The following is a 24,561-nucleotide window of genomic DNA, read 5'->3' as shown; positions in this document are numbered from 1 at the left end:
GGAGTCCAGGTGCCCAAGCCAGTCGCATTCGTCACGGGAGCGTCCACCGGAATCGGGTTCGAGGCGGCCAGGACACTCAGCCGCCACGGTTTCCTGGTGTATGCGGGAGCCCGCCGAGTGGAGAGGATGGAGCCGCTGGCGGCGCTCGGAGTCCACGTCCTGGCACTCGACGTGACGGACGAGGATTCGATGCGTGCCGCCGTCGGACGTGTCCTGGAGGAGCGCGGACGGATCGACGTTCTGGTAAACAACGCCGGCTACGGGTCGTTCGGTGCGCTGGAAGAGGTGGACCTGGCCGAAGGCCGGCGCCAGTTCGACGTCAATGTTTTCGGCCTCGCCAGAATGACCCAGCTGGTCCTGCCCGCCATGCGGCAGGCCGGCCGCGGGAGGATCATCAACATTTCGTCGATCGGCGGCAAATTCTATGAGCCGATGGGGGCCTGGTACCACGCGTCGAAGTTCGCCGTGGAGGGCCTAAGTGACTCGCTGCGGCTTGAGCTGAAGCCGCACGGGATCAGCGTGTCCATCATCGAACCTGCCGGCACAGTGTCCGAATGGGGGACTGTTGCCGCCCAGGGGCTGCGTGCCACGAGCGGGACCGGACCGTACGAGTCGCAGGCCCATTTGATGGCAGGTGCGCTCGGGTCCACGGACCGGGCCGGGACCTCAACGCAGCCGGGGGTTGTCGCGGCTGCGGTGCTGCACGCGGCCTCGTCGGTACGGCCCAAAACCCGGTATCCGGTGGGCAACGGGGCCTGGGCCATCCTGGCCTTGCGCCGGGTCCTGCCTGACCGGCTTTTCGACCCCCTGGTAATGCTCGTGCTTAAGCGGGTGGCCGCCGGAACGGTGTCCCGCGGGCGGAGGTAAGCGTCAGATCCGGTATTCGATGTCGTACTCGGCAGGATCCACAGCGGGCTTGGTTTCCCGCTGGGCGTCCCGGTGACGCCACTTGGCGGGTACCCCGGTGACGATGGATTCCGGCGGGGCGTCCTTCACCACCACGGCGTTGGCCCCGATGGCGCTGTCCCGGCCAATGGTGATGGGCCCGAGGACTTTGGCGCCCGCACCAATCGTCACCCGGTCCTCAATAGTCGGGTGACGCTTGACCTTGGCCAGTGACCGTCCACCGAGCGTCACACCGTGATAGATCATGACGTCCTCGCCGATCTCGGCCGTCTCACCGATGACCACTCCCATGCCGTGGTCAATGAAGAAACGTCGGCCGATGGTGGCGCCCGGGTGGATCTCGATGCCCGTCAGGAACCGGCCCAGTTGGGACACCAGCCGCGCCGGGAAGCGCAAGGCAGGGTTTTGCCACAGCCGGTGCGTCAGCCGATGGATCCAAATGGCATGCAGCCCTGAATAGGCAAAAAAGTTCTCAAAAGAACCTCGAGCCGCCGGGTCGTGTGACCGGGCGGCGTCGAGGTCTTCCTTCAGTCTTGCGAAAAAGCCCACAGAGTTCTTTCTACAGGAAACGGGGCGACAACGGCTGGATCAGCCGCGGATGTCGTCATAGAGCACGGTGGAAATGTAACGCTCGCCGAAGTCGCACACAACTGCGACGATCAGTTTGCCTGCGTTCTCCGGGCGCTTGGCAAGTTCCAGGGCTCCCCAGACGATGGCGCCCGAGGAGATGCCGCCGAGGATGCCTTCCTTGACGCCGAGGTCACGTGCCACCCGCACGGAATCTTCCAGGGTGGCGTCCAGGACCTCATCGTAGACGTTCGTGTCCAGCAGTTCCGGGATGAAGTTCGCGCCGAGGCCCTGGATCTTGTGCGGACCGGGGGCCCCTCCGTTGAGGATGGCGGAATCCTTTGGCTCCACAGCCACGATCTGGACACCGGGCTTGCGTTCCTTCAGGACCTGCCCGACGCCGGTGATGGTTCCGCCGGTGCCGATGCCGGAGACAAAGATGTCCACCTTGCCGTCGGTGTCGGACCAGATTTCCTCAGCGGTTGTTTCGCGGTGGATCTGAGGGTTTGCTTCGTTCGCAAACTGCTGGGCCCAGATGGCGTTTTCGGTGTTGGCCACGATTTCCTGGGCCTTCTCCACGGCGCCGCGCATGCCCTCGGAGCCGGGGGTCAGCACAATCTCGGCGCCGAAGGCACGGAGCATCACGCGACGTTCGGTGGACATCGTTTCCGGCATGGTCAGGATGACCTTGTAGCCGCGGGCTGCGCCCACCATGGCCAGGGCGATGCCCGTGTTGCCGGACGTTCCTTCAACAATGGTGCCGCCGGGCTTCAGGGCGCCTGACTTCTCCGCGGCGTCCACGATGGCTACACCGATGCGGTCCTTGACGCTGTTCGCCGGGTTGTAGAACTCGAGCTTGACCGCGACGGTGGCGTCCAGTCCTTCACCCAGCCGGTTCAGTCGGACCAGCGGGGTGCCGCCCACCAGCTGCGTTACATCGTCATAGATCCGTGCCATGTACATACGCCTATCTCAAGAAGGATGAATACTGAGGTCAGCCTAACGACGGCCCGCTGCCGCTGCTAAGCATTAAGCCATGCAGAGTAATATTTGCGGGCCTTCGCAAGCTTGGGGTTGATGATCACCTGGCAGTAGCCCTGCTCAGGGTATTTTGCGTAATAGTCCTGGTGGATGTCCTCAGCCACATGGAACCGTGACAGGCGGCTGACTTCGGTGACGATCGGACGGGACCACAGCGCCTGGTTCCGGTCGATGGCCTCCTCAAAGAGAATCTTCTCCTCGGTGGTCTCATAGAACATCGAGGAGCGGTATTGCGTGCCGACGTCATACCCCTGGCGGTTAAGGGTGGTGGGATCGTGCAGCGCGAAGAACATGTCCAGGATGACTTCAGCCGGAATGATGGCCTCGTCGAAGGTCACTGCCACCGCCTCGGCATGTCCCGTGGTTCCACTGCAGACCGAGTAGTAGTCCGGCTGCGGATCGTGGCCGCCCGTATAGCCGGAGATTACGGAGCTGACGCCCCTGGTTTTCTGGTATACAGCGTCCAGGCACCAGAAGCAGCCCCCGCCAAGAACAAAAGTTTTCATGACCTCTTCAATGGTTGAGCGCCCCGGATGATTCCCTGACCACCCTACGAGACTGTGCCACATGCTGGCCAAACGTGGTGATGGGGTAGAACTGTGTCTATGGAATCTGCAGACACCGGCGTTACAGATGCGGACACGGCCGGCAACGGGGCCGGGGAGAGCACTGACGCGGAAGCCTCCGCTGCCCCCACGTTGGGCCAGGTCCTGCTCGCCGTGGAGGAACTCTGGCCCGAGTCGCTGGCCGAAAACTGGGACGAAGTGGGTCTCGTGGCCGGGCACCCTTCCGCGTCCGTAACCCGGGTGATGTTCGCCGTCGATCCCACCTTGGCGGTGATCGACGAGGCGGTGGAATGGGGTGCCGAGCTTCTCATTACCCACCATCCCTTGCTGCTCAAAGGGGTCACGTCCGTGGCTGCCACCACCGCCAAGGGGCAGGCAATCCACCGGCTCATCGAGTCGGGTACGGCGCTACTGACGGTCCACACCAACGGCGATTCCGCCGTCGGCGGGGTTTCTGATGTCCTTGCCGATGCGCTGGGACTGGAGGATGTTGCACCGCTGACGGTCGCCGCGAACGGGCTCCCCGAAGAGGGCATCGGCCGCGTGGGAGATCTCCCCGAGGTGATGAGCCTCGGCGATTTTGCCGCCCGGGTTTTCGGCATCCTCCCATCGGTGGCCGGGGGAGTCCGCGTTGCCGGGGACAAGGACGGCCTGGTGCGGCGCATTGCGGTCTGCGGTGGAGCCGGCGACTCGCTGTTCGACGAGGTGCGGGCCAGCAGCGCCGATGTTTACGTCACGGCTGACCTCCGGCACCATCCCGCCTCCGAGGCCCGGGAATCGGCGGCGAACGGCAGGCCCTACCTCATTGACGTGTCGCACTTTGCGAGCGAGTGGCTCTGGCTGCCGGCGGCCGCATCGGCACTGGGCAATGTGCTCGCTGACCAGGGCCATGACGTGGAGATCCGCGTCAGCAACACCAACAGTGACCCGTGGGACTTCATTCTGACTCCCGGCTAAGCCTGGCGTGCGAGGTCCTTCGCAGGGCCCACGCCGGCGAGGGACCCACACCGAGCGCAGCGAGGTTTGGGAGCCGGTGGGGATGAAGCGAGGCAGGGGAGCGGGCTAGGCGCTAGAGTCGAGGGAGCGCCGACAGGGTGCCCGGCTCCGGCCGGCAGGATTTAAGCGGAGGTAGCAGTTGGCTAAGGCAGCACCGGCAGAACAGTTGAAGTTGCTCGAACTGCAGGGGCTGGACGCTAAGCTCAAGTCCCTGTCCAACCGCCGCCGCACCCTTAACTCTGATCCGCGGATCACCGATCTCGAGGCCGCGCTCTCTGTCGCCAACGGGGAACTTGGCGGGGCCAAGGTGGCTGTCCACGACGCCGAAGCCGAGCTGAAGCGCGCGGAGGCCGACGTCGAGCAGGTCGCCAACCGGGTGGAACGGGATGAAGCCCGGCTCAACAGCGGAACAGGGCTGTCGAAGGACCTCGTCGCCCTGCAGAAGGACATCGCCTCGCTCAACAAGCGCCGCTCAGACCTTGAGGACGTGGAACTCGAAGTGCTGGAACGCCTCGACTCCCTTCGGGCCCGGCAGGCCGCCCAGCAGCAGATTGTTGATGACATCCAAGGCTCCTTCAGCGGGATCCGTGCCGAACTCGACGCGGCCCTGGCGGACGTGGATGCGGAAGAGCGGCTCATTCGGAGCCAGCGTGACGAATTCGCCGCTGGACTGGACGCCGGAATGCTGGCCATCTATGAAAAGACGCTCGCCAAGCGCGGAGTGGGCGCGGCCCGGCTGTTCCACGGCACCTCCGAGGCGTCCGGAATGAAGCTGAGCCCCGGCGACCTCGCCGAAATCAGGGCTGCGGCGGAGGACGACATTGTGTTCTGCCCTGACTCCGGCGCCATCCTCGTTCGCTCCGCTGAGTGGAACGGCGCCGCCCCAACTAACTAGCAGACAACGTCGTGAAAATCGCGAATGACGACGTTAAATGCGACCTAGTTGGGCAGGATGATGTTCAGGGCGTGCGGCTTGCGGACTGAACCGTCCACCAGCTCCGCCTCCCATCTTTCCCGCGCGGCCTTGAGCAGCTGAGCCGGGGCCTCCGGGGCCTTTCCGCGGCGGGACAACAGGTGCCGGGCCAGTTCGCCGCGGGTATGTTTCGCGAAGTGGCTCACCACCTTGCGCACACCGTTCACCTCGGTGAAAACGTTGACGGAAACGGTTTGTGCGGCCGGCGGGGCCCAGGCGGCGGCATAGGTGCTGGAGCGGCAGTCCACGAGCAGGTGCCCGGCGGCGGCGTCCGTGAGGGCCTCCGCAAGCTGCGGCTTCCAGAATGAGGCGAGGCGGCCGACGTCGGGCAGTGCAGTTCCCATCGACAGCCGGTACGCCGGCACCCGGTCAGCGAAGCGGACGGCGCCCCACAGCGCGGAAACTACCAGTACCGATTCATCGGCTTTGCGGCGCTGCGTCGGGGTCAGCGTCCTGTAGCCGAGGGCGTCATACAGAACGCCGGAGTAGATCTGGTGGGCAGGCGCCGCCGGTTCGATCTGGAGCCGGGTGTTGCGCTCGACGTCGTCCCTGAGTGAGGCGCCGACGCCCAGCAGGGCGAGGGCGTCCTCGTGCGCGCTGACCGTCCCCAATGCTTCGAGGACTTTCGCCCGGTACTGGTTGAGTGCCGGAAAGCTCAGCGCCGGCCAGTCGACGGCGGATCCGCGGACTGCGGGGGTCTTTCCTTCGGAGGGGGGAAGCAGAATCAGCACCGTACGATCCTACCGGCGACGGCGGGACTGCCGCCGCCTGCTCGCGCCGGCCTCGAAGGGCCGGCCCCTACGCGGCCTTAATGGGGGTGGCGGACGCAGCTCCGGCATTGTGAGCCTGGGCCGCCTGGTTTTCGCGGGCAAGGAATGCCGAGAGCTCGCCAATGGTACTCATCAGCGGGGCCGGGAAGACGACGGTGGAGTTCTTGTCCACAGCGATTTCCACGAGTGACTGCAGGTTCCGCAACTGCAAGGCCAAGGGGTGGGCCATCATGGTGTCCGAGGCGTCCCCCAGCGCCGCGGCGGCGATGGATTCGCCTTCGGCAGCAATGATCTTCGCCCGCTTCTCACGCTCGGCCTCGGCCTGCCGCGCCATCGCCCGCTTCATCCCATCCGGGAGTTGGATATCCTTCAGCTCGACTAGGGTCACCTCCACGCCCCAGGCGAAGGTGAGCGCGTCCAGGATCTCCCGGATGTCGCTGTTGATCCGCTCGGTCTCGGACAGCGTCTGGTCCAGGCTGTGCCGGCCGACCACCTTCCGCAGGGTGGTCTGGGCGATCTGGTTGATCGCCGCCGCGACGTTCTCGATGGCCACGACTGACTTCACGGCATCCACAATCCGGTAGTAGGCCACCGCAGAGATGTCCACGCTGACGTTGTCCTGGGTAATGATTCCCTGAGACTGGATCGGCATGGTCACGATCCGCAGACTGACCAGGTGAAGCCTGTCAACCACGGGAATGATGAAGCGCAGGCCCGGCATCCGGACCCCGGCCACGCGGCCCAGCCGGAACAGCACGCCCTGTTCGTACTGGCGCACAATCCGCACTGACATCCTGGCGAGGATGATCAGCACCAGAAGGACGAGGAGGAGCACAACAATGGCGGTGAGGTCCATACGATCACTTCCCGGCTAGGACGGTCCCCGGGCCGTGACCAGCGGCCGGGTCCTACGTCCATTGTCCCACCGGGGCCCCGGAAAGGAACCGGCGACGGCGGTGCCTCCTTCCCCGGTAGACTGGGTTCCGGATGGGTTGACCAGGCGGCCGCGCGTCACGGAAGTGGCTCGAGGAACGTCCGGGCTCCGCAGGGCAGGGTGGTGGGTAACGCCCACTCGGGGTAACCCGCAGGCCAGTGCCACAGAGAACAGACCGCCTGTGTTTCCCTGCCGGGAAGCTGCAGGTAAGGGTGAAACGGTGGTGTAAGAGACCACCAGCTTCCCGGGTGACCGGGAAGGCTAGGTAAACCCCACCCGGAGCAAGGCCAGACAGGACACGTTTGAGGGCTGCCCGCCCGAGTGTCCGGGTAGGCCGCTGGAGGGCGTCGGCAACGGCGTCCGTAGATGGATGGCCGCTACTCCCGCGCTGGTAACGGCACGGGAGCACAGAACCCGGCGTATCGGTCAACCCATCCCGCTCCTCCTGCTGTGACGCGGGAGTCGGGCATGTGAGTGACTTCACGTCCCCGGCGGCTATTGGGAATGCGTCCGCCACTTAGAATAGAGAGCGAACGTAGAAGTTCTGCCACCGGGTCTGCGTTCGCAGCCGGTGGTTTTTCTTTGCGCTTCTCCACGGCGCCCGGGGTGAAAAGAACCCCGCCGGCGCCAGAGCCCCTGGACAACGTCAGGTGGCCGACATTCGTATACGAGGACGTATACGGCTGAACCGAGGAAGGTAGTTCTGTGAGCCAGACGTCAGATTCTTGTCTTGATACGTGGATGGGCCGGGAGGCTCTCGCTGAGGCCATGATTCCGGTGATTGGCCGGCTGTACCGCGAAAACAACGTGGTGACGAGCATCCACGGCCGCAGCCTGATCAACAAGTCCACCATGAACATCCTCAAGGCTCACCGGTTTGCCCGCCGCATGAGCAACACCGAGCTCCTGCTCGAAGAAACCGCACCGCTGCTTAACGCCCTGGCCCAGCTGGACCTTGGTGCAGCCGCCATTGACGTGGCCCGCCTGACGGAGAAGTACAAGCTGGAAGGCAACGGCGCCTCCCTGGAAGAATTCCTCCGCGCCGAACTGGCAGAGATCGTGGGCAAGCGCGGTGCAGATGACCGCACCAGCACCGACGTCGTCCTCTACGGCTTCGGCCGCATCGGACGCTTGCTGGCCCGCCTGCTCATCGAAAAGGCCGGCGGTGGCCACGGCCTGCGCCTGCGCGCCATCGTGGTGCGCCGCGGATCGGACAAGGACCTGACCAAGCGCGCCAGCCTCCTGCGCCGCGATTCGGTGCACGGCTCCTTCGAAGGCACCATCCGCGTTGACGAGGCAGCCAACACCATCACGGCCAACGGCGTGCAGGTCCAGGTCATCTACTCGGACAACCCGGCCACGATCGACTACACCGCCTACGGCATCAAGGACGCCCTGGTAGTGGACAACACGGGCCGGTGGCGCGACGCCGAGGGCCTGTCCCAGCACCTGCAGAGCAAGGGAGTGGCCCGCGTACTCCTGACCGCCCCGGGCAAGGGCGCGCTGAAGAACATCGTGCATGGCATCAACCACGGCGACATCCAGGACACGGACAAGATCGTCTCCGCAGCGTCCTGCACCACCAACGCCATCACCCCGGTCCTGAAGGCCATCAACGACAAGTTCGGCGTGATCCACGGGCACGTGGAAACCGTCCACTCCTTCACGAACGACCAGAACCTGATCGACAACTTCCACAAGGGCGACCGCCGCGGCCGTTCCGCTGCCCTGAACATGGTCATCACCGAGACGGGTGCGGCCACTGCGGTTGCGAAGGCCCTGCCCGAACTTCAGGGCAAGCTTTCCGGCAGCTCCATCCGCGTCCCCACGCCGGACGTTTCCCTGGCCATCCTGAACCTGAGCCTGGAAAACGGCACCACCAAGGATGAGGTGAACGACTACCTGCGCCAGATGTCCCTGCACTCGGACCTGCGCAAGCAGATCGACTACATCGATTCCCCCGAAGTGGTCTCCACCGACTTCGTCGGCTCACGCCGTGCGGGCATCGTGGACGGACTGGCCACCATCTCCAACGACAAGAACGTCATCCTCTACGTCTGGTACGACAACGAGTTCGGCTATAGCTGCCAGGTGGTCCGCGTCATGGAAGAGATGGCCGGAGTCAACCCGCCGTCCTTCCCGGCGAAGGAAGCCGCGGCGGCCCTGGCTGCCATTGCCGTCTAATAACGGTCAGGTGTTTCCCGGCTGATTCACTGGAATCAGCCGGGAAACGGGACCACACTGGTGCCATGGATAACGAAACGCTCCACGACACCACCCTCGAACACGCCCTTGACATCGCCAAGGCCAACCACAAAGAGGCCGTCAGGCTACTTGAGCATGCCCGGGGCGCCCACGCGGCCGGCGACATCAGTGACGACCGCGTCCGGCAACTGGAAAGCCTCCTCCACGTGGCGGAAGAGGATCTTCGTCGGGTGGCAAAAGAGCAGTAACGCCGGCCACTCTTCCTCCCCGCTGTGGATAACAGCCTGCGTGTCAGCGGGGTGGCCTAGGCTCGTCTGGTGCAGGAGATTCCCGGACGGGTTGCCAGTCCATGACAGTCAGCTGGAGCGCCTATCGCCGTGCCCATCGGCGCTCACGGCAAGCATGGGCGCTGCTGGCGGCCCTGGCATTGGCCTTGGTGGCATCGGCCGCATGGTTCTTCACGGCCGGACAATTCGCCGCCGCAGAACCCGCTGCCGCCGGACCAAGCCAGGCACCCGTGTTCGACGGGACCTGGATGAAACCGGTGGCACCCGTGTATCCGGTACCCGCGGGCAGCGCCCGGGCCGCCTTGGAGGGTCTGGCCGTCAAAGGACGGGCACCGAAGGACACCTACCGGCGGGAAGCCTTCGGGCAGGCGTGGCTGGATGTTGACCGGAACGGCTGTGACACCCGCAACGACATCCTGCGCCGGGACCTCACGGCAGTGGGCTTCACCGAGGGATCCACCTGCGGGGTGGCGTCCGGCTCCATCGTGGAGCCCTACACCGGGAAGACCGTGGATTTCCGGCGGGGGCCGGAAAGCAGCAAGGAAATCCAGATTGACCATGTGGTGGCGCTCGGTGACGCGTGGCAGAAAGGCGCCCAGGGGCTTACCCCGCAGCAGCGCCAAAGCCTCGCCAACGATCCGCTGAACCTTATCGCCGCGGACGGCCCGGCCAATCAACAAAAGGGTGCGGGCGATGCCGCCACGTGGCTGCCGAAGAACAAGAACATCCGCTGCCACTATGTTGCCCGCCAGATCTCGGTCAAGGCGTCCTACGGTCTGTGGGTCACCCAGCCGGAGAAGGACGCCATGCGGCGAGTCCTGGACTCGTGCCCGGACCAGCCCACCATTGCGGCACAATAGGGGCCACTGGCAAGTGCCTCAGTGACCGAAGGGGTCGGGGTCCACACCCGGCATCCACGTCAGCCCGGGAACACCCCACCCGCTCTTCTTGGCCAGTTTCATGGCCTTCCGTGAATAACGGTCCAGCAGTCGGTTGACGTACAGCTTGCCGTCCAGGTGGTCGTATTCGTGCTGGATCACCCGCGCAAACCAGCCGGTGGCCTCGAAGTCGACCGGCTGCCCGTAGCCGTCAAAGCCCTGGACGCGGGCCCATTCCGCGCGCTTAAGCGGGAACTGACCGCCCGGGAAGGAAAGGCAGCCTTCTTCCTCTTCATCGGGGTCGGGCAGTGCGCCGGAAATCTTGGACAGCGTCAGGACGGGGTTCACCAGGACTCCCACCGGGGGAGCGCTGTCGTCGTTCGCGAACTTGTAGACGAAGATTCTTTTGCCCACGCCGACCTGCGGCGCTGCCAGGCCCACGCCGTTGGCGGCGTCATTGGTTTCGAACATGTCGGCAATCAAGGTGCGCAGTTCGTCGTCGAACACTTCCACCTCGGCGGCCCGGCGGTGGAGCACCGGTTCGCCCCAGATCGTGATCGGCAGAACTGTCATGGCAGGTGACCTTCCGTGCGTGCGGCGTGGCGCCGGCATTTGTGCAAAAAAGAAGGCCGTACCGGATATCCGGTACGGCCTCCAAACTGACGGCTTCGACTGCCGCCTTGTGAGGGTGAGCTACGGGGGTTGAACCCGCGACCTCCTGGACCACAACCAGGCGCTCTGCCAACTGAGCTAAGCCCACCATGTGCCCTGCAGATGATCCGGTGACCCGGCCCTCTGGGAAGGCAACTCAAATAGCTTACCTGCTGTTGGGCGGTGGTTGTGCCACTTTTGCGGTTTTCGCAGAAAATTCCCCCGAAACGTGGCGCAGATTACTCTTCGGGGGCGCCGGTGACCCGTTGGGCGATTCCGCGGGCCGTGACGCTGTCAGGGCCGGGCGCCGGCACAAAGACCGCCTCGCGGTAGTAGCGGAGCTCGTCAATGGAATCCTTGATGTCGCCCAGGGCGCGGTGGCCACCCTTCTTGGCGGGGGACTGGAAGTATGCCCGGGCGAACCAGCGGCGGGAGAGCTCCTTGATGGTACTGACGTCGATCACCCGGTAATGCAGGTGTTCGACGACGGCCGGCATGTCCCGCGAAAGGAACACGCGGTCCGTGCCGACTGAGTTGCCGCCCAGCGGGGCCTTCCGCGGATCCGGCACCCACTTCTCGATGTATTCCATGACTGCGGACTCGGCCTCAGCCATGGTCTTGCCGTGCGGCAGTTCCTCGAGCAGGCCGGACCGTGTGTGCATGTCCCGGACAAAGTCGTTCATCTGGGCGAGGGCGGCGTCTTCGGGTTTGATCACGACGTCGACGCCGTCGCCCAGGATGTTGAGTTCGGAGTCGGTCACCAGTGCCGCCACCTCGATCAGGGCGTCATTCTTGATGTCCAGGCCAGTCATTTCGCAGTCGATCCAGACGATGCGTTCGTTAGTTATAGGCACGCGACCAGCCTACCGTTTAGCTCCGCAGCAACCGTCCGATGCTAGGATTTCGGATACAGAGAGGCTGCTGATTCGGCCGCTGTGCTGTGCCTGCGCGGCGTTGTGTTTGCCCTGAGTTGTGCGTGCGCGGTGTTGTGCCAGCAGCCCGCGGCTGTCGCGGCCCGCTGGCCGAAGCGCTGAAAGCAAAGAGATTGGACGATCTGAGATGACGGCGCCTGTGCCTGTAACGGGGGAGATGGCCGCCGCTGTGATCCCCAAGTCCGGTGCGGCCGAAGTGGATAAACCCCGGTCCCCGATCCTTGCAGGTTTCATCGGCTCCCTGTTCATGGCTGTCGGTTCCATTGGCGTCGGCTGGCTGGCGCCGGTTTCCGAACTTCGCCGGGTGCCCGTCTTTATCTGGATGCGCACGGAGGCAATCGGGGTTGCCCTGGCCATCGTGCTGGTCGCGGTGGGCGGCATGCTTCTGGTGCGCTCCTGGCTGAGGCTGGGCCAGCGCGTGCGGGTCTGGGGGACTGAAGCCCGCAAGGCAACCCTGCAGGCTGTGGCGGCGTGGGGCCTGCCGATGGTGGTCAGCGTCCCGCTGTTCAGCCGTGATGTGTACGCATACATCGGCCAGGGCCGCCTCATGGTGGAGGGGTTCAACCCCTACGAAAACGGCATCTCGGCGCTGTCCAACTACTTCCAGCTCGGGGCGGACAGGCTGTGGACCGAGGCTCCCGTGCCCTACGGCCAGCTTTTCCTGTGGATTGAGCAGTTCGTTGTCTGGTCCACCAACGTCCAGCCCGAAGCCAGCGTGATGCTCTTCCGGCTGGTGGCACTGGCGGGCGTGGTGCTCTGCATCATTTACGTCCCGAAGCTGGCGGAACTGCACGGCGTCAACCCGCACAGGGCGCTCTGGCTGACCGCGGCCAACCCCCTCTTCCTCACCAACTTCATCGCCAGCGTCCACAATGACGCCCTCATGATCGGGCTGGCGCTGGCCGGGCTGTATTACGCCGCCACGAAGCGGGTGGTGCTCGGAATCGTTCTGGTGACCCTGTCCATCGCCGTGAAGCCCATCACGGTGGTCTTCCTGCCGTTTATCGGCCTGATGTGGGCCGGTAAGCACGCCGGCTGGCCCCGGAAATTCCTTTTCTGGGCCCTCACCGGCGGCCTGAGCCTCGCGCTGCTGTACGCCTTGAGCCTTGTGAACGGATTCGGCTTCGGCTGGATCAACGGGCTCTCGGCCCCCGGCAGCATCTTCATCTGGTACGCCCCGGTGGGACTCGTGGGACTGGTGGTTGCCACCATTTCCAACGCCTTCGGGCTCGACGGTTGGACCTTGGCGAGTTGGGTGTTCGACGCCGGCAAGCTGCTTGCCGTGGGTGTTGTCGCCTTCCAGATCTTCAAGGGTGAGCACGAGCGCCTGATCCGGCGGCTCACCTTGGCTTTCGCGGCCGTGGTGGTGCTGGCTCCGATGATCCAGTCCTGGTACGTGGTGTGGCTCATCCCGCTGTTTGCAGTGACGGGCATCCGTAATGACTGGCAGGTCAAGGCCCTGTATTTCATTGTGTCGTTCTTTATGATCTACGCGATTTCCGACCAGCTGGAAGTATTCCCCTATCTGCAGACCGGGGATCTTGGGCTCGCGTTGATCCTGGCCCGGTTCGCCGCTGCGATCACTGGCCTGCTTTTTGGCCTGTATCTGATCTTCATGGATCCCCGGACCAAGCGGCTCTTCCGCAAGACGAGCGAACCGGTTACCGCGCGCCCCGTCATTTAGGGGTTCAGGTGCCGCAGCGCTTCCTTCCGCGACAGGGGGCTCAGCTGCGCGGCATGTTCTGACACGAAGTCCCGGACCCACGCGGGGTTGGTCTTGGCGAACTCGCGGAGGGCCCAGCCGATGGCCTTCCGGATGAAGAGCTCCGGGTCCGCCAGGTTGGCCTCGAGCACCGTGCGCAGCAGCCCGGTGTCGGTCTCCGACTTCGCCTTCAGCTGGGAAGTGATGGCAGCCCGGCGGATCCAGAAGTCATCATCGGTACTCCATCGAAGCAGCACCGGTGTCATCAGGGGCCGCTGAGCCAGCAGCAACGCGCAGATCCTTTGGCTCACACCGTCCACGAAGTCCCACCAGGCGCCCGTCCGGATGATTTCCTCGTACACCGGCAGCGTCAGCGGGTCCTTGGCTGCCAGCCGAAGCCCGGTGAGGTCGATCGCCGCGTACTTTTCCTCCCGCCACTGCGCCTCCCGCCACAGCACCAGGACGCTGGCGCGCAACTGCTTCGGTGACTCGAACGGAAAAGCTGCGGCCGCGGCCACCACACAACGGCGAACCTCTGGAACCCTGACGCCCAGGGAAAGGACGGATGATTTCATGTAAGCCTGCGCCCCGGCGGCACGCACGGGGTCAGCCCGCTCCATCAGCATCGTTCGGATTGCTGTTATGAGATCGCGGTTCACCATGCAGCAACTCTAGCCACACCGGCACCACCCCTCCGGCCTGTGCCGGGGGCATCGATCCTGTTGGGAAACTGCGCCCGTCGGTAGACTTAACTTGCGCCAGAGAAGACGCAGAGCTCCTTTCGGGAAAGGCACGATCATGACCGACAACAGCGGCTTCGAAGACACCCCGAATGCGGCAGGCCCGGAAAAGCAGCCAGAGCAAGCAGACCTGCGCGGCCGGTATGTCGAGGGAAACTTCGGCAAAACCGGAGCCCAGACCGGCCGCCACGCGGACGATGAAGAAGGCCAATACGGCGAAGGAGACTACGGCGCCGCTGGCAGGGAAGGCGGGCTGCCCGAACCGCTCGGTGACAAGGCCAGGGAATCGGGGCGCTACGTCAAAGCCGACTATGGTGTTGCCGGATCGGTGCCGGGCCGCACCGCGGAGTCCGAAGTTGGGCGGTACACAGAGGGCAGCTACGGGCCGGGCGGTTCCGTGGATCCCACCCGCAAAGCGGGCAGCGGTACCGCTGCCGGGAAAGAGCAACAGAAATAGCGCTCCCACGGCAGGGCTGCCCGGGGTGACTGGTTGATTTTCCATCCCCGGAGCGGCGCGTCGGAGCGGCGGGCCCGCGTGGCCTGCCGGCGCGCCTTTGAAACATGCCCGTCGCCGGGTTGGGTGGTTACGGCGCGGGAAACGCGCCTTCGGTACTGCGGCGGAGCGTGACATGGCCGGTGATGGCCGGCGGCACGGCGTTTTCGCCGGCAGTCTCTCCTGCCCTCCGGGTGGCCTGCCGACCGATTTCCTCGAGTGGCAGGTGCACCGTGGAGAGGGGCGGCCGGAAGTCCCGGAGCGACTCGATGTCGTCAAAGCCGGCGATGATGGCGTCCCGGGGAATGCGCAGGCCCTCGGCACGCAACGCCGCGGCCGCCCCGATGGCCATAACATCATTGACGGCAAAGATGCAGATCCGCTTTGTGTCCCCTGACGTGTTGGCTGCCGCCTGGGAAGCCTTGATCCGGGCAGCCAAGGCAATGCCGACGTCGAATCCGCCGGAGCGGGTGAACTCGGTGCGGATGATTTCGGCAGGTGGTAATGCGGTGTCCGCCAGGCCACGCTGGAAGCCGCGGATGCGGTCGTCCGAGGTGAACAGGCCGGCCGGACCGCCGATGATGACGAAATGCCCGTGATGTGACGCTGCCAGCTCGGCGGCGAGTTTGGCAGCCAATTCCTCATTGGGCACGGTCACTACGTGGTATCCCTCGGTGGAGGCGGCGCCCACGACGCCGTGTCCGACCACGGCGACCTGCCCGCCGTTGCGGCAGTATCGGTCAAGCTCCGCCGCCAGCCCGGCGTTCCCTTGACGGTCCTCGGGACGGGCCGAGCGGGATCCGGCGATCACGATCGAATCTGCCCGCCGGGCCGCAAACGCAGCCACCGCTTCCCTTTCGTCGGCCGGGGCTCCGGCCGTGGTTGCAAGGAGGACCATCCGGCCCTGTTCCCGGGCAGCTTCCTGGACTCCGCGCGCGATTGCCGCAAAGTACGGGTCGGCTATGTCATGCACGATCAAACCGATCAGCCCTGAGCTCGACTTGGCAAGCGCCTGTGCCTGGGCATTCGGGACGTACCCTAGGGATTCGGCTGCCGAGCGCACGCGCTCGGCGATGTCCGGCCCTGGTTTTCGGGCGGATCCGTTAAGGACCCGGGACGCGGTGGCCGGTGAAACGCCCGCCAGGCGGGCGACCTCTGAAAGGGTACTTGCAACCACGGCGTCTCCTATTCGGCAAATCTCTGTGCAATTGGTCCGTAGCTCAGTATTGCAGTTGCACGATCTTTGGGAAAGCGCTTGCCAAGGATGAACGGGCTAAGGCATCATGAAGACACTGGGAATGCGCTTTCCCACCTTACTTGCCATCACAACGCTCACTCACCGTGGAGGACACATGGGCTTCGAAACAAGGACGATCCGGATAGCCATGAACGGAATTACCGGCAGGATGGGGCACCGCCAGCACCTGCTGCGCTCCATACTGCCCATCCGGGACGCCGGCGGGTTCACGCTGGAGGACGGCACGAAGGTCCAGGTGGAACCGATCCTGGTGGGCCGGAACGAAGCCAAAATCCGTGAACTAGCAGAGCTTCACAAGGTGTCCGAGTGGACCACAGACCTGGACTCCGTCATCAGCGACCCCTCAGTGGACATCATTTTTGATGCCTCCATGACCAGCCTCCGCGCCGAGACGCTCAGGAAGGCCATGCTTGCCGGCAACCACATCTTCACCGAAAAGCCCACGGCCGAGACCCTCGACGAAGCCATCGGCCTCGCCCGCATCGGCAAAGAAGCCGGTGTCACCGCCGGAGTGGTCCATGACAAGCTCTATCTCCCCGGTCTGGTCAAGCTGCGCCGCCTCGCGGATGAGGGCTTCTTCGGCCGGATCCTCTCCATTCGCGGAGAGTTCGGCTATTGGGTGTTCGAAGGCGACGTCCAGGCAGCCCAGCGTCCGTCCTGGCGCCGACAACCGTGCGGCCATCCTTGAAGCAGCTGCCCTGGACACCCGGGAATTGTTCCTGGTAATCGGCGGGCTGGCGCCGGGGGAGAAGGACGTGGTGGCGGCCCGTCAGCGGGTGGCCGACCGGCTTGCCGATCTTGTCCCATTCGCGGCCGAGAACGGGATCCGGCTGGTCCTCGAACCGCTGCATCCCATGTACGCTGCGAACCGCGCCCTGATCTCCACCCTGGGGCAATCGCTGGACCTGGCCGCGCCGTTCGACGCGCACACTGTTGGCGTCGCCGTCGACACCTTCCATGTCTGGTGGGACCCGGAGCTTAAGGCGCAGATCGAGCCTGCCGGCCACGAGGGGCGCCTGGCCTCCTACCAGGTCTGTGACTTCAACATGCCCATCGCGGCTGATCCGCTGTTGTCCCGCGGGTACATGGGCGACGGCGTCATTGACTTCGCCACCGTTACCACCTGGGTGCGGGAGGCCGGCTACACGGGCGATATCGAAGTGGAAATCTTCAATCAGGAAGTCTGGGACGCCGACGGCGACTCCGTGGTTGAGACGGTTAAGGCGCGTTACGCAGAACTCGTGCTGCCGTACGCCTGACGTGACTGTGCCGGGGCAGACAGGCAAAGGGGAACACCCCGGTCCGAAGACCGGGGTGTTCCCCTTTGCGTCGCCACATCCGTGGAGGATGTCCCGACTCATCACAAGTGGTGCCCCAGGAGGGAATCGAACCCCCGACCGGCGGATTAGAAGGCCGCTGCTCTATCCCCTGAGCTACTGGGGCACGTGGCGCCACGACCGGAAATCCGGCGCATGAAAAGTTTACATTGCCCGCGGGGCCCGCCGTGTCAATGCCGCACCATCGATGGCGCAACTCGGTTGGCACTTGTCCTCAACATGACAGCCCAAGGACGGGTTGTCCACATACGGAAGTTTGTCCATCGCCGCCCGGCGCTGTCCGCGCGAAGCTGGTTCTGCCGCTACGGCACACCTTCCGAGACAGGACAAGACAATGAGCGATTACATGACGTTCCGGGGCTTCGTCGCCACCGACATCAAGACCTCCACCACCACTACCGGTGTGGGAACTGCCTCGTTCCGCCTGGGCTCAACGGCCCGGCGTTTCGATCGCAACACAAGCACCTGGGTGGACACGCACACGAACTGGTTCACCGTCCAGGGCTACCGCCAGCTGGCCGGAAACATGGGCTGCAGCATCAAGAAGGGCCAGCGCGTGATCGTGGTGGGCAGGCTCAAGCTGCGCACCTGGGAGAAAGACGGCCGCATTCACTTCGCCCACGAAATCGACGCCGAGTCCGTGGGCCACGATCTCATGTGGGGCTCGGCCAACTACATCCGCACCGTAAACAACGGGCCTCAACATGTCTCCGACGAAGGCCCTGCCGATCCTGACGAAGACGGTGAGCCGGACGAAGGGGAACCCGGTGAGGGCGATGCCGCGGCATCGGCGGTCTTCCTTGAGGACTCCGGCGGCACCTACACCTCCGTTGATGCTGAAACTGGCGAACTCATCGATTCTGCCGTCTGACATGGAGACTGATATCACTGGGCTGGGCGCCCACCAGCGGGATGCCGGCAGCCCGCCGGCATCCCGGCGGTTCCACTGCCCGCTCGGCGCCGTGGCAGAATGGCGGCATGAAGCGCGCGGCCGACATCCGGCAGGAAACCCTTGTCACAAGCCTGCCGGCACTTACCCGGCAGCGCACAAGAGCCATGGACAAGGCCTCGGCGGCCATTGCAGCGTCTCTCCTGACAGCCATGCTGCTGACCGGCTGCACGGCCGGGACGCCGGCTGCTACGGGACCGTCCACCACGGGGGATTCTTCGGCGGCGCAAGGCACTGCCACACCCACTGAGACAAGCGCCGCAGTGCCATCGGTGAGCGCACCCACCGAAGGCCCGGGCACGGCAGCGATGAAACAGACGGTGACGGATGCGCTGGGCCGCCTCGCAGCGGGAACCCCCAAACCGGCCACGGCGCAGGTGACGGCGGCCCTCACCGGGGCCGGTGTTGCCCCGGCGGCACTGGAGGTATCGGCGAGCCGCACGCCCACCGGGCTGGAGGCCGATGCCATCGAGTCCGCTGTCCTGCAGGGCACGGACTGTGTCTTTGGCCAGATCCGTGACGGCAGCGTCTCAGTAACCGTCCTGCCAGTCCTGGCCAGCGGCAAGTGCTTCGTGGGAGCACCTGCTTAGGCACCCGAATGTGAGTTAAGCCCGCCAACCCACTAGATTTGGAACCATGGCGGAATTTATCTACACAATGACCAAGGCCCGCAAGGCCGTTGGCGAAAAACTCATTCTTGACGACGTAAGCATGTCCTTCTTCCCGGGCGCCAAAATTGGTGTTGTTGGCCCGAACGGTGCCGGTAAGTCCACCATCCTGAAGATCATGGCCGGCCTGGACACCCCCTCCAACGGTGAGGCCCGGCTCAGCCCCGGCTACACCGTAGGCATCCTGCTGCAGGAACCGCCGCTGAACGAGGAAAAGACCGTCCTGGGCAACGTCCAGGAGGGTGTTGGCGAGATCTACGGCAAGATTCAGCGCTTCAACGAGATCTCCGAGGAAATGGCCAGCCCCGACGCTGACTATGACGTCCTGCTCGAAGAAATGGGTCAGCTGCAGGAAGCCATTGACGCCGCGGACGCCTGGGACCTCGATTCCCAGCTTGAGCAGGCCATGGACGCGCTCCGCTGCCCTCCCGCCGACGCTGACGTGACCCTCCTCTCCGGTGGTGAGCGCCGCCGCGTGGCACTCTGCAAGCTCCTGCTGCAGAAGCCGGACCTCCTCCTCCTGGATGAGCCCACCAACCACTTGGACGCCGAAAGTGTGCTGTGGCTCGAGCAGCACCTGTCCAGCTACGCCGGTGCCGTCCTGGCCGTCACCCACGACCGCTACTTCCTTGACCACGTCGCGGAATGGATCGCCGAGGTCGACCGGGGCCACCTGTACCCCTACGAAGGCAACTACTCCACCTACTTGGAGAAGAAGCGTGCGCGGCTGGAAGTCCAGGGCAAGAAGGACGCCAAGCAGGCCAAGCGCCTGAGCGAGGAACTCGAATGGGTGCGCTCCAACGCCAAGGGGCGCCAGACCAAGTCCAAGGCCCGCCTGGCCCGCTACGAGGAGATGGCTGCCGAGGCAGACCGCACCCGCAAGCTCGACTTCGAAGAGATCCAGATCCCGCCGGGCCCGCGCCTCGGCGGCCTCGTGCTGGAAGCCAAGAACCTCCAAAAGGGCTTTGACGACCGCACGCTGATCGACGGGCTGTCCTTCACGCTGCCCCGCAACGGCATTGTGGGTGTCATCGGCCCCAACGGCGTCGGCAAATCGACGCTGTTCAAGACCATCGTTGGCCTGGAGCCGCTAGATGGCGGCGAACTGAAGATCGGCGATTCGGTCAAGATTTCCTACGCTGACCAGAGCCGTGGCGGCATCGACCCGAACAAGACGCTTTGGGAAGTTGTTTCCGATGGCCTGGACTACATCCAGGTCGGCCAGGTTGAAATGCCGTCGCGTGCCTATGTCGCTGCTTTCGGCTTCAAGGGACCTGACCAGCAGAAGAAGGCCGGGGTACTCTCCGGTGGTGAGCGCAACCGCCTTAACCTGGCGCTGACGCTCAAGCAGGGCGGCAACCTGCTGCTCCTTGACGAACCCACCAACGACCTCGACGTCGAAACGCTCAGCAGCCTCGAGAACGCGCTGCTGGAATTCCCCGGTTGTGCCGTGGTGGTCTCGCACGACCGCTGGTTCCTGGACCGGGTGGCCACCCACATCCTGGCCTACGAAGGCGACGAGGAGAACCCCTCCAAGTGGTACTGGTTCGAGGGCAACTTCGAATCCTACGAGGAGAACAAGGTCGAGCGGCTCGGCCCTGATGCGGCCAAACCGCACCGCGTGACGCACCGCCGTCTGACGCGCGACTGACCCGCGCAGGCTGATCCAAAGCCGAAAAGGCCGGCGCCCTGACGGGTGCCGGCCTTTCTGCTGCCCGGGGGCCGTCAGTCCCGGACGGCCTTGCGGATCTGGTGCTGCAGCAGTTTGGCCTGGACTGCGCCCACCACTTTGTCTTTCAGGTCCGTGGGCAATCGGACCATGCCCTCCTGCGCCACCGAGGCCACCAGCTGCCCGGCCCGGTTGAAGATTTTTCCGGTGGCGAGTCCCCGTGCGCCCTGGGCGCTGGGGGACTCCTGGACGTAAAGCAGCCACTCATCCACGCGGGCCGGCCGGTGCCACCACATGGCGTGGTCCAGGCTGGCGACGCTCATGCCGGGGGTGATCCAGCTGAGGCCATGACGGCGCAGGATGGACTCCAGCAACGTGTAGTCGCTCGCGTAGGCTAGTGCGGCCCGGTGCAGGTTGGAATCGTCCGGCATGGCTCCGAAGGTCTTCATCCAGACGGCGTTCCGGGCTTCCCGCTTTCCCTTGGCGGAAACGTAAAGGGGCGGGTCCACGTGCCTGATGTCAAAGGGCCGTTCGAAGGCCCAGTGCTGTGCGACGGGGTGGTCGAACTTGCCCAGCAGTTCGGCTGTGGTGGGCAGCGACTCGGGATCGGGGATCCCGGACGGCATGGCCGATTCGTGGTCGACACCCTCGTCCGTGTCCTGGAACGAGGCAATCATCGACAGGATGGGGACACCCTCCTGGTACGCCTGGACGCGCCGGGCCGAGAAGGACCTGCCGTCCCGCAGCCGCTGAACCCCAAAGGTGATGGGCTTGTTGGCGTCACCGGGCCGCAGGAAATAGCCGTGCATGGAATGGACAAACCGGTCCGGGTCCACCGTGCGCATCGAAGCAACCAGTGACTGCGCCAGCACCTGGCCGCCGAACACCCGCTGAGCGGGCTGCGGTTGCGTTGGCCCCACGAAGATGTCTTCGTCCGTCCTGGCCCCTTCCCACTCACCCAGATCAAGCAACTGGATGAGCATGGACGTGGGGTCGCCGCTGGGGGCCGCCAGCAGTCCGGTTTCGGCTTCAGTCATGGTTCGACTCTAGACGCAGCCCCTGAACCGCTCAACAAGGCGCAGCCGGTAGTGTTCTCAGTGTGTCTGATCTCCTTACCCAGTCCTTGCGCTTCGCCGATCCGCGCGATCTCGCCGACCTTCGCACCTTCGCAACCCGCGCCAAAGCAATTGACGACGGCGCCATCCGGCTCCAGGCATCCGGTTCAGTTTTAGCCGCCTACGTGTGCGTCCTGCGGCCTCGGCTGCTGGGCGAAAGCACGCCCACCATCCTGGGCCTGAGGACCATCGGGCTGGCGGAACCCTCCAACGTTGACGCCACCGTTGCCCTGTCAGCGGTCCTTGACCGTCTGGCCCGGGCAGGGGAGGACGACGTTGAGCTGCCGGTTCCGCCGTCCACCATCTCCGAATCCTGGACGGGCGTCGGGGCGCCACGGACGGGCTGGGAGCGCGTCGGCGCGCTGCAGGATTCCGAACTCCGGCGGGCCGCTGAAGCCGGCATTGCCGAGGTGGCGGGAATTGTCCCGGCGCAGCCCGGGGCGCTGATCGTCAATAACGCGCGCGCCGCGGTGTGGGGCCGCGCCCTGGACGACTCCGGGCTCCCGGCAGGGGCAGCCTTCGCAGCCCTCACCCTGGGGTTCCTGGCAGACGGCGAGCAGCAGCTGTTCAGGGCAGGCCGGTGGTTCCGCCTCAGCGGTTCACGCGGGCACGTCCTGGTGCGGACAGGCAGCGGGCTCTAGGCTTCCGAAGGGCTGTTCACCATGGACAGGGCGGCGCGTTCCATGTAGTCCCAGAGTGTTCCCTCGTATAACGGGGGCAACTCCAGGGAGTCCACTGCCGTGCGCATGTGGAACAGCCACCGTTCCTTTGCCTCCGGGGTGACCCGGAACGGCATGTGCCGCATCCGCAGGCGCGGGTGTCCGCGTTCCTCGCCGTAAGTGGTGGGGCCGCCCCAGTACTGTTCCAGGAACATCCGGAAGCGGCGCTTGGCCGGCTCAAGGTCCTCTTCCGGGTACATGGGCCGCAGCAGCGGGTCCACGGCAACGCCGTCGTAGAACACATCTATCAGCCGGACAAAGGTCTCGCGCCCGCCCACGGCGTCATAGAAGTTGTCCGTGTAGCCGGGCTGGCTGAACGGATCGTTCTGCATGAGCTGGTGTGGCCGTTGCGGTTCGACGGGTATGGTCATGGCTCTATTCTCCCGCCTTCTGGTCGGTCTTCTTAATCTCCGTGTTCGTGGCGGGTTCGTGCAAGGCGGCCTCGCTGCCTGCCGCCGGAACCTCGGCGGGGATGTAGCTTCCCTGCGAACGGTTTCCCACGCGCAGGATTTCGCCGTTGCGCAGGTACCAGATGGCGCCATCCTCGGAGCGTACCCTGGTGATGCGCAGTCCCATGGATTCGACCACGCCCACCACCTCGCTGGTCTCGATGACGTCGCCGATCCCGTACTGGTCCTCGATGGTGATAAAGATGCCGGCCAGGAAATCGCGGATCAGCTGCTGGGCGCCGAAGCCGATGGCGACACCCAGGATGCCCACACTGGTCAACAGCGGCGCAATGTTGATGTCCAGGTTTTGCAGCACATACATGCCGGTGATGACCGCCACGAGCACACCCACGATGCTGTTAAGCAACGAACCGATGGTCTCGGCCCGTTGCACGCGCCGCTCGTGGTCCAAAGCCCGGATCGCCGGAGCTACCCACTTGAAATGCGGTTTCTTGAAGAAGTTGCTGCCCGAGGCCACGCGCCGGCTGATACGGGAAATTACGAAGGTCGCCACCAGCCAGATGGCGACTCCGATTCCCAGGCTGATCACAATGCCCGTAATGCTGACTCCACTCGGCTGCGAGGTGAGGGGCGGGGGTGTAATCGACAACGTGCTGAACATAAACGCAAAACTCCTTGGGGGTCACCGGCGGCGGCCGGGGATAACGTAGGCACGCACGGGTTAGCCCGGCGCAAAAGGCCTGTTCTTCTTCAACCCTAGCGCCGTAGCGTGTACCCATGCGCATCCTGATCCTCGGCGGAACAGCCTTTCTCTCTGCGGAAATCGCGCGGCAGGCGGTCGCCGCGGGACACGATGTCACCTGCCTGGCCCGCGGCTCCGCAGCGGAGCCGCCGGCTGGTGCCCGGTGGGTGAAAGCAGACCGTTCACTCGGCGCGGAATGTTACGCCGACGCGGCAGGGGACTGGGATGCCGTCATCGACGTAGCCCGTAATCCAGTGCCGGCCGCCGAAGCGCTCGCTGCCCTGGCAGGACGGACGGGCCACTGGACGTTTGTGTCCAGCTGCTCGGTGTATGCGGATCATGCGACCCCCAATGACGATGAGTATGCAGCCCTGCTGCAGCCCCTCGCGCCCGGAGCGGAATCCACGCCCGAAAACTATGGGGAGTCCAAGTCAGCCATCGAAAACGAAACACTAAGCGCCACTGGAGGCAACGCCCATCTGTGCCGGGCCGGCCTCATCGGCGGTCCCGGGGACCGGACTGACCGCTATGGGTACTGGCCGGCGAGGTTTGCGCGGGACAACCGGGCCGCCGTCGTCCCCGACATCGCCGCTCATGCGACACAGGTGATCGACGTGCGCGACCTGGTGCTCTGGATCCTCACGGCGGCGGAGCGCAGCGTGACGGGTCCGCTCAACGCGGTGGGGGACCCGGTGCAGTTCGGCGACTACCTTGACGAGGCGCGGACCGCTGCCGGGTACACCGGTGAGGTGCTGGCCGCCGGGGAGGACTGGCTCGTGGCGCGCGGCGTCGATTACTGGTCCGGACCGGACTCCCTGCCGCTGTGGCTGCCACCGGGACACGACGGGTTCTGCACACGAAGCAACGACGCCGCCAAGGCAGCGGGCATGGTGACCAGGCCCTGGCAGCAGACCCTGGCGGACACGCTGGCGGACGAGCGCCGGCAAGGCTTGGCACGCCGCCGCAAGGCAGGACTGACGCCTGCCACGGAGGCCCGACTCGCGGAGGAGCTCCTGCTGGGCCGCTGATCGCCGCCCCCCATGTAGGTAGCAG

25 protein-coding genes, 2 tRNA genes, 1 other RNA gene and 2 pseudogenes are annotated in these 24,561 nt (G+C 64.9%); 16 read left to right on the top strand and 14 right to left on the bottom strand.

All coding sequences use genetic code 11. The features are described 5' to 3' along the window. Positions 1–9 precede the first annotated feature (9 nt). Complete coding sequence (locus NQJ30_RS09045; protein WP_255769547.1) at positions 10–867, top strand: oxidoreductase; 858 nt, start codon at positions 10–12, stop codon at positions 865–867. Positions 868–870: 3 nt separating this feature from the next. Here NQJ30_RS09045 and epsC read toward each other — a convergent pair whose 3' ends face one another. From epsC to msrA, 3 genes are all read right to left on the bottom strand, one after another. Then, on the bottom strand, positions 871–1,455 hold the full coding sequence (epsC, locus tag NQJ30_RS09040) for a serine O-acetyltransferase EpsC (protein ID WP_255769546.1): 585 nt from the start codon (positions 1,453–1,455) through the stop codon (positions 871–873). A gap of 39 nt (positions 1,456–1,494) precedes the next feature. Beyond that, positions 1,495–2,430, bottom strand: a complete 936-nt coding sequence (gene cysK / locus NQJ30_RS09035; protein ID WP_255769545.1) for a cysteine synthase A — start codon at positions 2,428–2,430, stop codon at positions 1,495–1,497. 65 nt (positions 2,431–2,495) lie between these two features. Beyond that, positions 2,496–3,020, bottom strand: a complete 525-nt coding sequence (msrA, locus tag NQJ30_RS09030) for a peptide-methionine (S)-S-oxide reductase MsrA (protein ID WP_255769544.1) — start codon at positions 3,018–3,020, stop codon at positions 2,496–2,498. A 99-nt stretch (positions 3,021–3,119) separates the two neighbouring features. Here msrA and NQJ30_RS09025 point away from each other — a divergent pair, with 99 nt between their 5' ends. Together NQJ30_RS09025 and NQJ30_RS09020 are read left to right on the top strand one after the other, a co-directional pair. After that, entirely contained in the window at positions 3,120–4,037 is a 918-nt protein-coding gene (locus tag NQJ30_RS09025) for a Nif3-like dinuclear metal center hexameric protein (protein ID WP_255769543.1), read from the top strand. Positions 4,038–4,215: 178 nt separating this feature from the next. Beyond that, entirely contained in the window at positions 4,216–4,971 is a 756-nt protein-coding gene (locus NQJ30_RS09020) for a zinc ribbon domain-containing protein (protein WP_255769542.1), read from the top strand. 44 nt (positions 4,972–5,015) lie between these two features. Here the strand turns inward: NQJ30_RS09020 and NQJ30_RS09015 are convergent, their stop codons facing one another. Continuing rightward, entirely contained in the window at positions 5,016–5,780 is a 765-nt protein-coding gene (locus NQJ30_RS09015; protein WP_255769541.1) for a YaaA family protein, read from the bottom strand. 67 nt (positions 5,781–5,847) lie between these two features. Further along, entirely contained in the window at positions 5,848–6,675 is an 828-nt protein-coding gene (locus NQJ30_RS09010; RefSeq protein WP_255769540.1) for a slipin family protein, read from the bottom strand. A 132-nt stretch (positions 6,676–6,807) separates the two neighbouring features. Here NQJ30_RS09010 and rnpB point away from each other — a divergent pair. The 4 genes from rnpB to NQJ30_RS08990 all read left to right on the top strand — a co-directional run bounded on the left by rnpB (position 6,808) and on the right by NQJ30_RS08990 (position 10,105). Beyond that, positions 6,808–7,191, top strand: an RNA gene (gene rnpB, locus NQJ30_RS09005) — RNase P RNA component class A. Positions 7,192–7,458: 267 nt separating this feature from the next. Then, positions 7,459–8,937, top strand: a complete 1,479-nt coding sequence (locus NQJ30_RS09000) for a glyceraldehyde-3-phosphate dehydrogenase (RefSeq protein WP_255769539.1) — start codon at positions 7,459–7,461, stop codon at positions 8,935–8,937. Between the two features lie 65 nt (positions 8,938–9,002). Then, positions 9,003–9,206 carry a hypothetical protein gene (locus tag NQJ30_RS08995; protein ID WP_255769538.1) on the top strand — a complete coding sequence of 68 codons (204 nt, stop codon included), beginning with the start codon at positions 9,003–9,005 and terminating at the stop codon, positions 9,204–9,206. A 101-nt stretch (positions 9,207–9,307) separates the two neighbouring features. Next, the gene (locus NQJ30_RS08990; protein ID WP_255769537.1) at positions 9,308–10,105 is read left to right on the top strand and encodes an HNH endonuclease family protein; all 798 of its coding nucleotides are present in this window, start codon (positions 9,308–9,310) and stop codon (positions 10,103–10,105) included. Between the two features lie 18 nt (positions 10,106–10,123). Here the strand turns inward: NQJ30_RS08990 and def are convergent, their stop codons facing one another. The 3 genes from def to orn form a co-directional block, all read right to left on the bottom strand. Next, on the bottom strand, positions 10,124–10,696 hold the full coding sequence (def, locus tag NQJ30_RS08985; protein ID WP_255769536.1) for a peptide deformylase: 573 nt from the start codon (positions 10,694–10,696) through the stop codon (positions 10,124–10,126). Positions 10,697–10,810: 114 nt separating this feature from the next. Then, positions 10,811–10,883, bottom strand: a tRNA-His gene (locus NQJ30_RS08980). A 130-nt stretch (positions 10,884–11,013) separates the two neighbouring features. Beyond that, entirely contained in the window at positions 11,014–11,628 is a 615-nt protein-coding gene (gene orn / locus NQJ30_RS08975) for an oligoribonuclease (RefSeq protein ID WP_255769535.1), read from the bottom strand. A gap of 151 nt (positions 11,629–11,779) precedes the next feature. On the opposite strand from orn, the gene mptB reads away from it, so the two are divergent. Continuing rightward, positions 11,780–13,390, top strand: a complete 1,611-nt coding sequence (gene mptB / locus NQJ30_RS08970; protein ID WP_255769580.1) for a polyprenol phosphomannose-dependent alpha 1,6 mannosyltransferase MptB — start codon at positions 11,780–11,782, stop codon at positions 13,388–13,390. Here mptB and NQJ30_RS08965 read toward each other — a convergent pair. Beyond that, positions 13,387–14,070, bottom strand: a complete 684-nt coding sequence (locus NQJ30_RS08965) for a DNA alkylation repair protein (protein WP_255769534.1) — start codon at positions 14,068–14,070, stop codon at positions 13,387–13,389. The genes mptB and NQJ30_RS08965 overlap by 4 nt on opposite strands. A 136-nt stretch (positions 14,071–14,206) precedes the next feature. Here NQJ30_RS08965 and NQJ30_RS08960 point away from each other — a divergent pair, with 136 nt between their 5' ends. Next, positions 14,207–14,605, top strand: a complete 399-nt coding sequence (locus tag NQJ30_RS08960) for a hypothetical protein (RefSeq protein ID WP_255769533.1) — start codon at positions 14,207–14,209, stop codon at positions 14,603–14,605. Positions 14,606–14,732: 127 nt separating this feature from the next. Here NQJ30_RS08960 and NQJ30_RS08955 read toward each other — a convergent pair whose 3' ends face one another. Continuing rightward, on the bottom strand, positions 14,733–15,818 hold the full coding sequence (locus NQJ30_RS08955) for a LacI family DNA-binding transcriptional regulator (protein ID WP_255769532.1): 1,086 nt from the start codon (positions 15,816–15,818) through the stop codon (positions 14,733–14,735). A 175-nt stretch (positions 15,819–15,993) separates the two neighbouring features. Between NQJ30_RS08955 and NQJ30_RS08950 the strand changes: the two are divergent. After that, positions 15,994–16,560, top strand: a pseudogene (locus tag NQJ30_RS08950) (Gfo/Idh/MocA family protein); the annotation flags it as partial. A 1-nt stretch (position 16,561) separates the two neighbouring features. After that, positions 16,562–17,158, top strand: a pseudogene (locus NQJ30_RS08945) (sugar phosphate isomerase/epimerase family protein); the annotation flags it as partial. 108 nt (positions 17,159–17,266) lie between these two features. On the opposite strand, the gene NQJ30_RS08940 reads toward NQJ30_RS08945, so the two are convergent. Next, positions 17,267–17,342: transfer RNA gene (locus NQJ30_RS08940), tRNA-Arg, on the bottom strand. Between the two features lie 228 nt (positions 17,343–17,570). Between NQJ30_RS08940 and NQJ30_RS08935 the strand changes: the two genes are divergently transcribed. The 3 genes from NQJ30_RS08935 (at position 17,571) to ettA (ending at position 20,504) form a co-directional block, all read left to right on the top strand. Then, positions 17,571–18,107, top strand: a complete 537-nt coding sequence (locus NQJ30_RS08935; RefSeq protein WP_255769531.1) for a single-stranded DNA-binding protein — start codon at positions 17,571–17,573, stop codon at positions 18,105–18,107. A gap of 107 nt (positions 18,108–18,214) precedes the next feature. After that, positions 18,215–18,775, top strand: a complete 561-nt coding sequence (locus tag NQJ30_RS08930) for a DUF6993 domain-containing protein (protein WP_255769530.1) — start codon at positions 18,215–18,217, stop codon at positions 18,773–18,775. Positions 18,776–18,821: 46 nt separating this feature from the next. Beyond that, complete coding sequence (ettA, locus tag NQJ30_RS08925; protein WP_255769529.1) at positions 18,822–20,504, top strand: energy-dependent translational throttle protein EttA; 1,683 nt, start codon at positions 18,822–18,824, stop codon at positions 20,502–20,504. Positions 20,505–20,578: 74 nt separating this feature from the next. Here ettA and NQJ30_RS08920 read toward each other — a convergent pair whose 3' ends face one another. After that, positions 20,579–21,559 carry an acyl-CoA thioesterase gene (locus NQJ30_RS08920; RefSeq protein WP_255769528.1) on the bottom strand — a complete coding sequence of 327 codons (981 nt, stop codon included), beginning with the start codon at positions 21,557–21,559 and terminating at the stop codon, positions 20,579–20,581. A 62-nt stretch (positions 21,560–21,621) separates the two neighbouring features. Between NQJ30_RS08920 and NQJ30_RS08915 the strand changes: the two genes are divergently transcribed. After that, entirely contained in the window at positions 21,622–22,278 is a 657-nt protein-coding gene (locus NQJ30_RS08915) for a hypothetical protein (RefSeq protein WP_255769527.1), read from the top strand. On the opposite strand, the gene NQJ30_RS08910 is transcribed toward NQJ30_RS08915, so the two are convergent. Both NQJ30_RS08910 and NQJ30_RS08905 read right to left on the bottom strand, forming a co-directional pair. Then, positions 22,275–22,727 (bottom strand): globin, encoded by a 453-nt coding sequence (locus tag NQJ30_RS08910; protein WP_304663966.1) that lies wholly within the window; start codon positions 22,725–22,727, stop codon positions 22,275–22,277. The two genes, NQJ30_RS08915 and NQJ30_RS08910, sit on opposite strands and share 4 nt — an antisense overlap. Before the next feature lie 4 nt (positions 22,728–22,731). Next, entirely contained in the window at positions 22,732–23,427 is a 696-nt protein-coding gene (locus NQJ30_RS08905; protein ID WP_255769526.1) for a mechanosensitive ion channel family protein, read from the bottom strand. Positions 23,428–23,543: 116 nt separating this feature from the next. Here NQJ30_RS08905 and NQJ30_RS08900 point away from each other — a divergent pair, with 116 nt between their 5' ends. Beyond that, the gene (locus NQJ30_RS08900; RefSeq protein ID WP_255769525.1) at positions 23,544–24,536 is read left to right on the top strand and encodes an NAD-dependent epimerase/dehydratase family protein; all 993 of its coding nucleotides are present in this window, start codon (positions 23,544–23,546) and stop codon (positions 24,534–24,536) included. The last annotated feature ends 25 nt before the right edge of the window (positions 24,537–24,561 follow it).

The sequence above is a fragment of the Pseudarthrobacter sulfonivorans genome, from assembly GCF_024391045.1.
Classification (GTDB): Bacteria; Actinomycetota; Actinomycetes; order Actinomycetales; family Micrococcaceae; genus Arthrobacter; species Arthrobacter sulfonivorans_B.
The sequence above is the reverse complement of the archived record's forward strand: the minus strand, read 5'-3'. Positions and strand labels throughout refer to the sequence as shown.

Bases quoted from the DNA above. Each gene is read 5' to 3' on its own strand.
- NQJ30_RS08930 (WP_255769530.1), top strand. From the start codon at position 18,215: ATGAAGCGCGCGGCCGACATCCGGCAGGAAACCCTTGTCACAAGCCTG.
- ettA (WP_255769529.1), top strand. From the start codon at position 18,822: ATGGCGGAATTTATCTACACAATGACCAAGGCCCGCAAGGCCGTTGGC.
- NQJ30_RS08900 (WP_255769525.1), top strand. From the start codon at position 23,544: ATGCGCATCCTGATCCTCGGCGGAACAGCCTTTCTCTCTGCGGAAATC.
- NQJ30_RS08960 (WP_255769533.1), top strand. From the start codon at position 14,207: ATGACCGACAACAGCGGCTTCGAAGACACCCCGAATGCGGCAGGCCCG.
- NQJ30_RS09010 (WP_255769540.1), bottom strand. From the start codon at position 6,675: ATGGACCTCACCGCCATTGTTGTGCTCCTCCTCGTCCTTCTGGTGCTG.
- NQJ30_RS08935 (WP_255769531.1), top strand. From the start codon at position 17,571: ATGAGCGATTACATGACGTTCCGGGGCTTCGTCGCCACCGACATCAAG.
- NQJ30_RS08905 (WP_255769526.1), bottom strand. From the start codon at position 23,427: ATGTTCAGCACGTTGTCGATTACACCCCCGCCCCTCACCTCGCAGCCG.
- NQJ30_RS08995 (WP_255769538.1), top strand. From the start codon at position 9,003: ATGGATAACGAAACGCTCCACGACACCACCCTCGAACACGCCCTTGAC.
- NQJ30_RS08920 (WP_255769528.1), bottom strand. From the start codon at position 21,559: ATGACTGAAGCCGAAACCGGACTGCTGGCGGCCCCCAGCGGCGACCCC.
- def (WP_255769536.1), bottom strand. From the start codon at position 10,696: ATGACAGTTCTGCCGATCACGATCTGGGGCGAACCGGTGCTCCACCGC.
- NQJ30_RS08965 (WP_255769534.1), bottom strand. From the start codon at position 14,070: ATGGTGAACCGCGATCTCATAACAGCAATCCGAACGATGCTGATGGAG.
- NQJ30_RS09025 (WP_255769543.1), top strand. From the start codon at position 3,120: ATGGAATCTGCAGACACCGGCGTTACAGATGCGGACACGGCCGGCAAC.
- msrA (WP_255769544.1), bottom strand. From the start codon at position 3,020: ATGAAAACTTTTGTTCTTGGCGGGGGCTGCTTCTGGTGCCTGGACGCT.
- NQJ30_RS08990 (WP_255769537.1), top strand. From the start codon at position 9,308: ATGACAGTCAGCTGGAGCGCCTATCGCCGTGCCCATCGGCGCTCACGG.
- NQJ30_RS08910 (WP_304663966.1), bottom strand. From the start codon at position 22,727: ATGACCATACCCGTCGAACCGCAACGGCCACACCAGCTCATGCAGAAC.
- cysK (WP_255769545.1), bottom strand. From the start codon at position 2,430: ATGGCACGGATCTATGACGATGTAACGCAGCTGGTGGGCGGCACCCCG.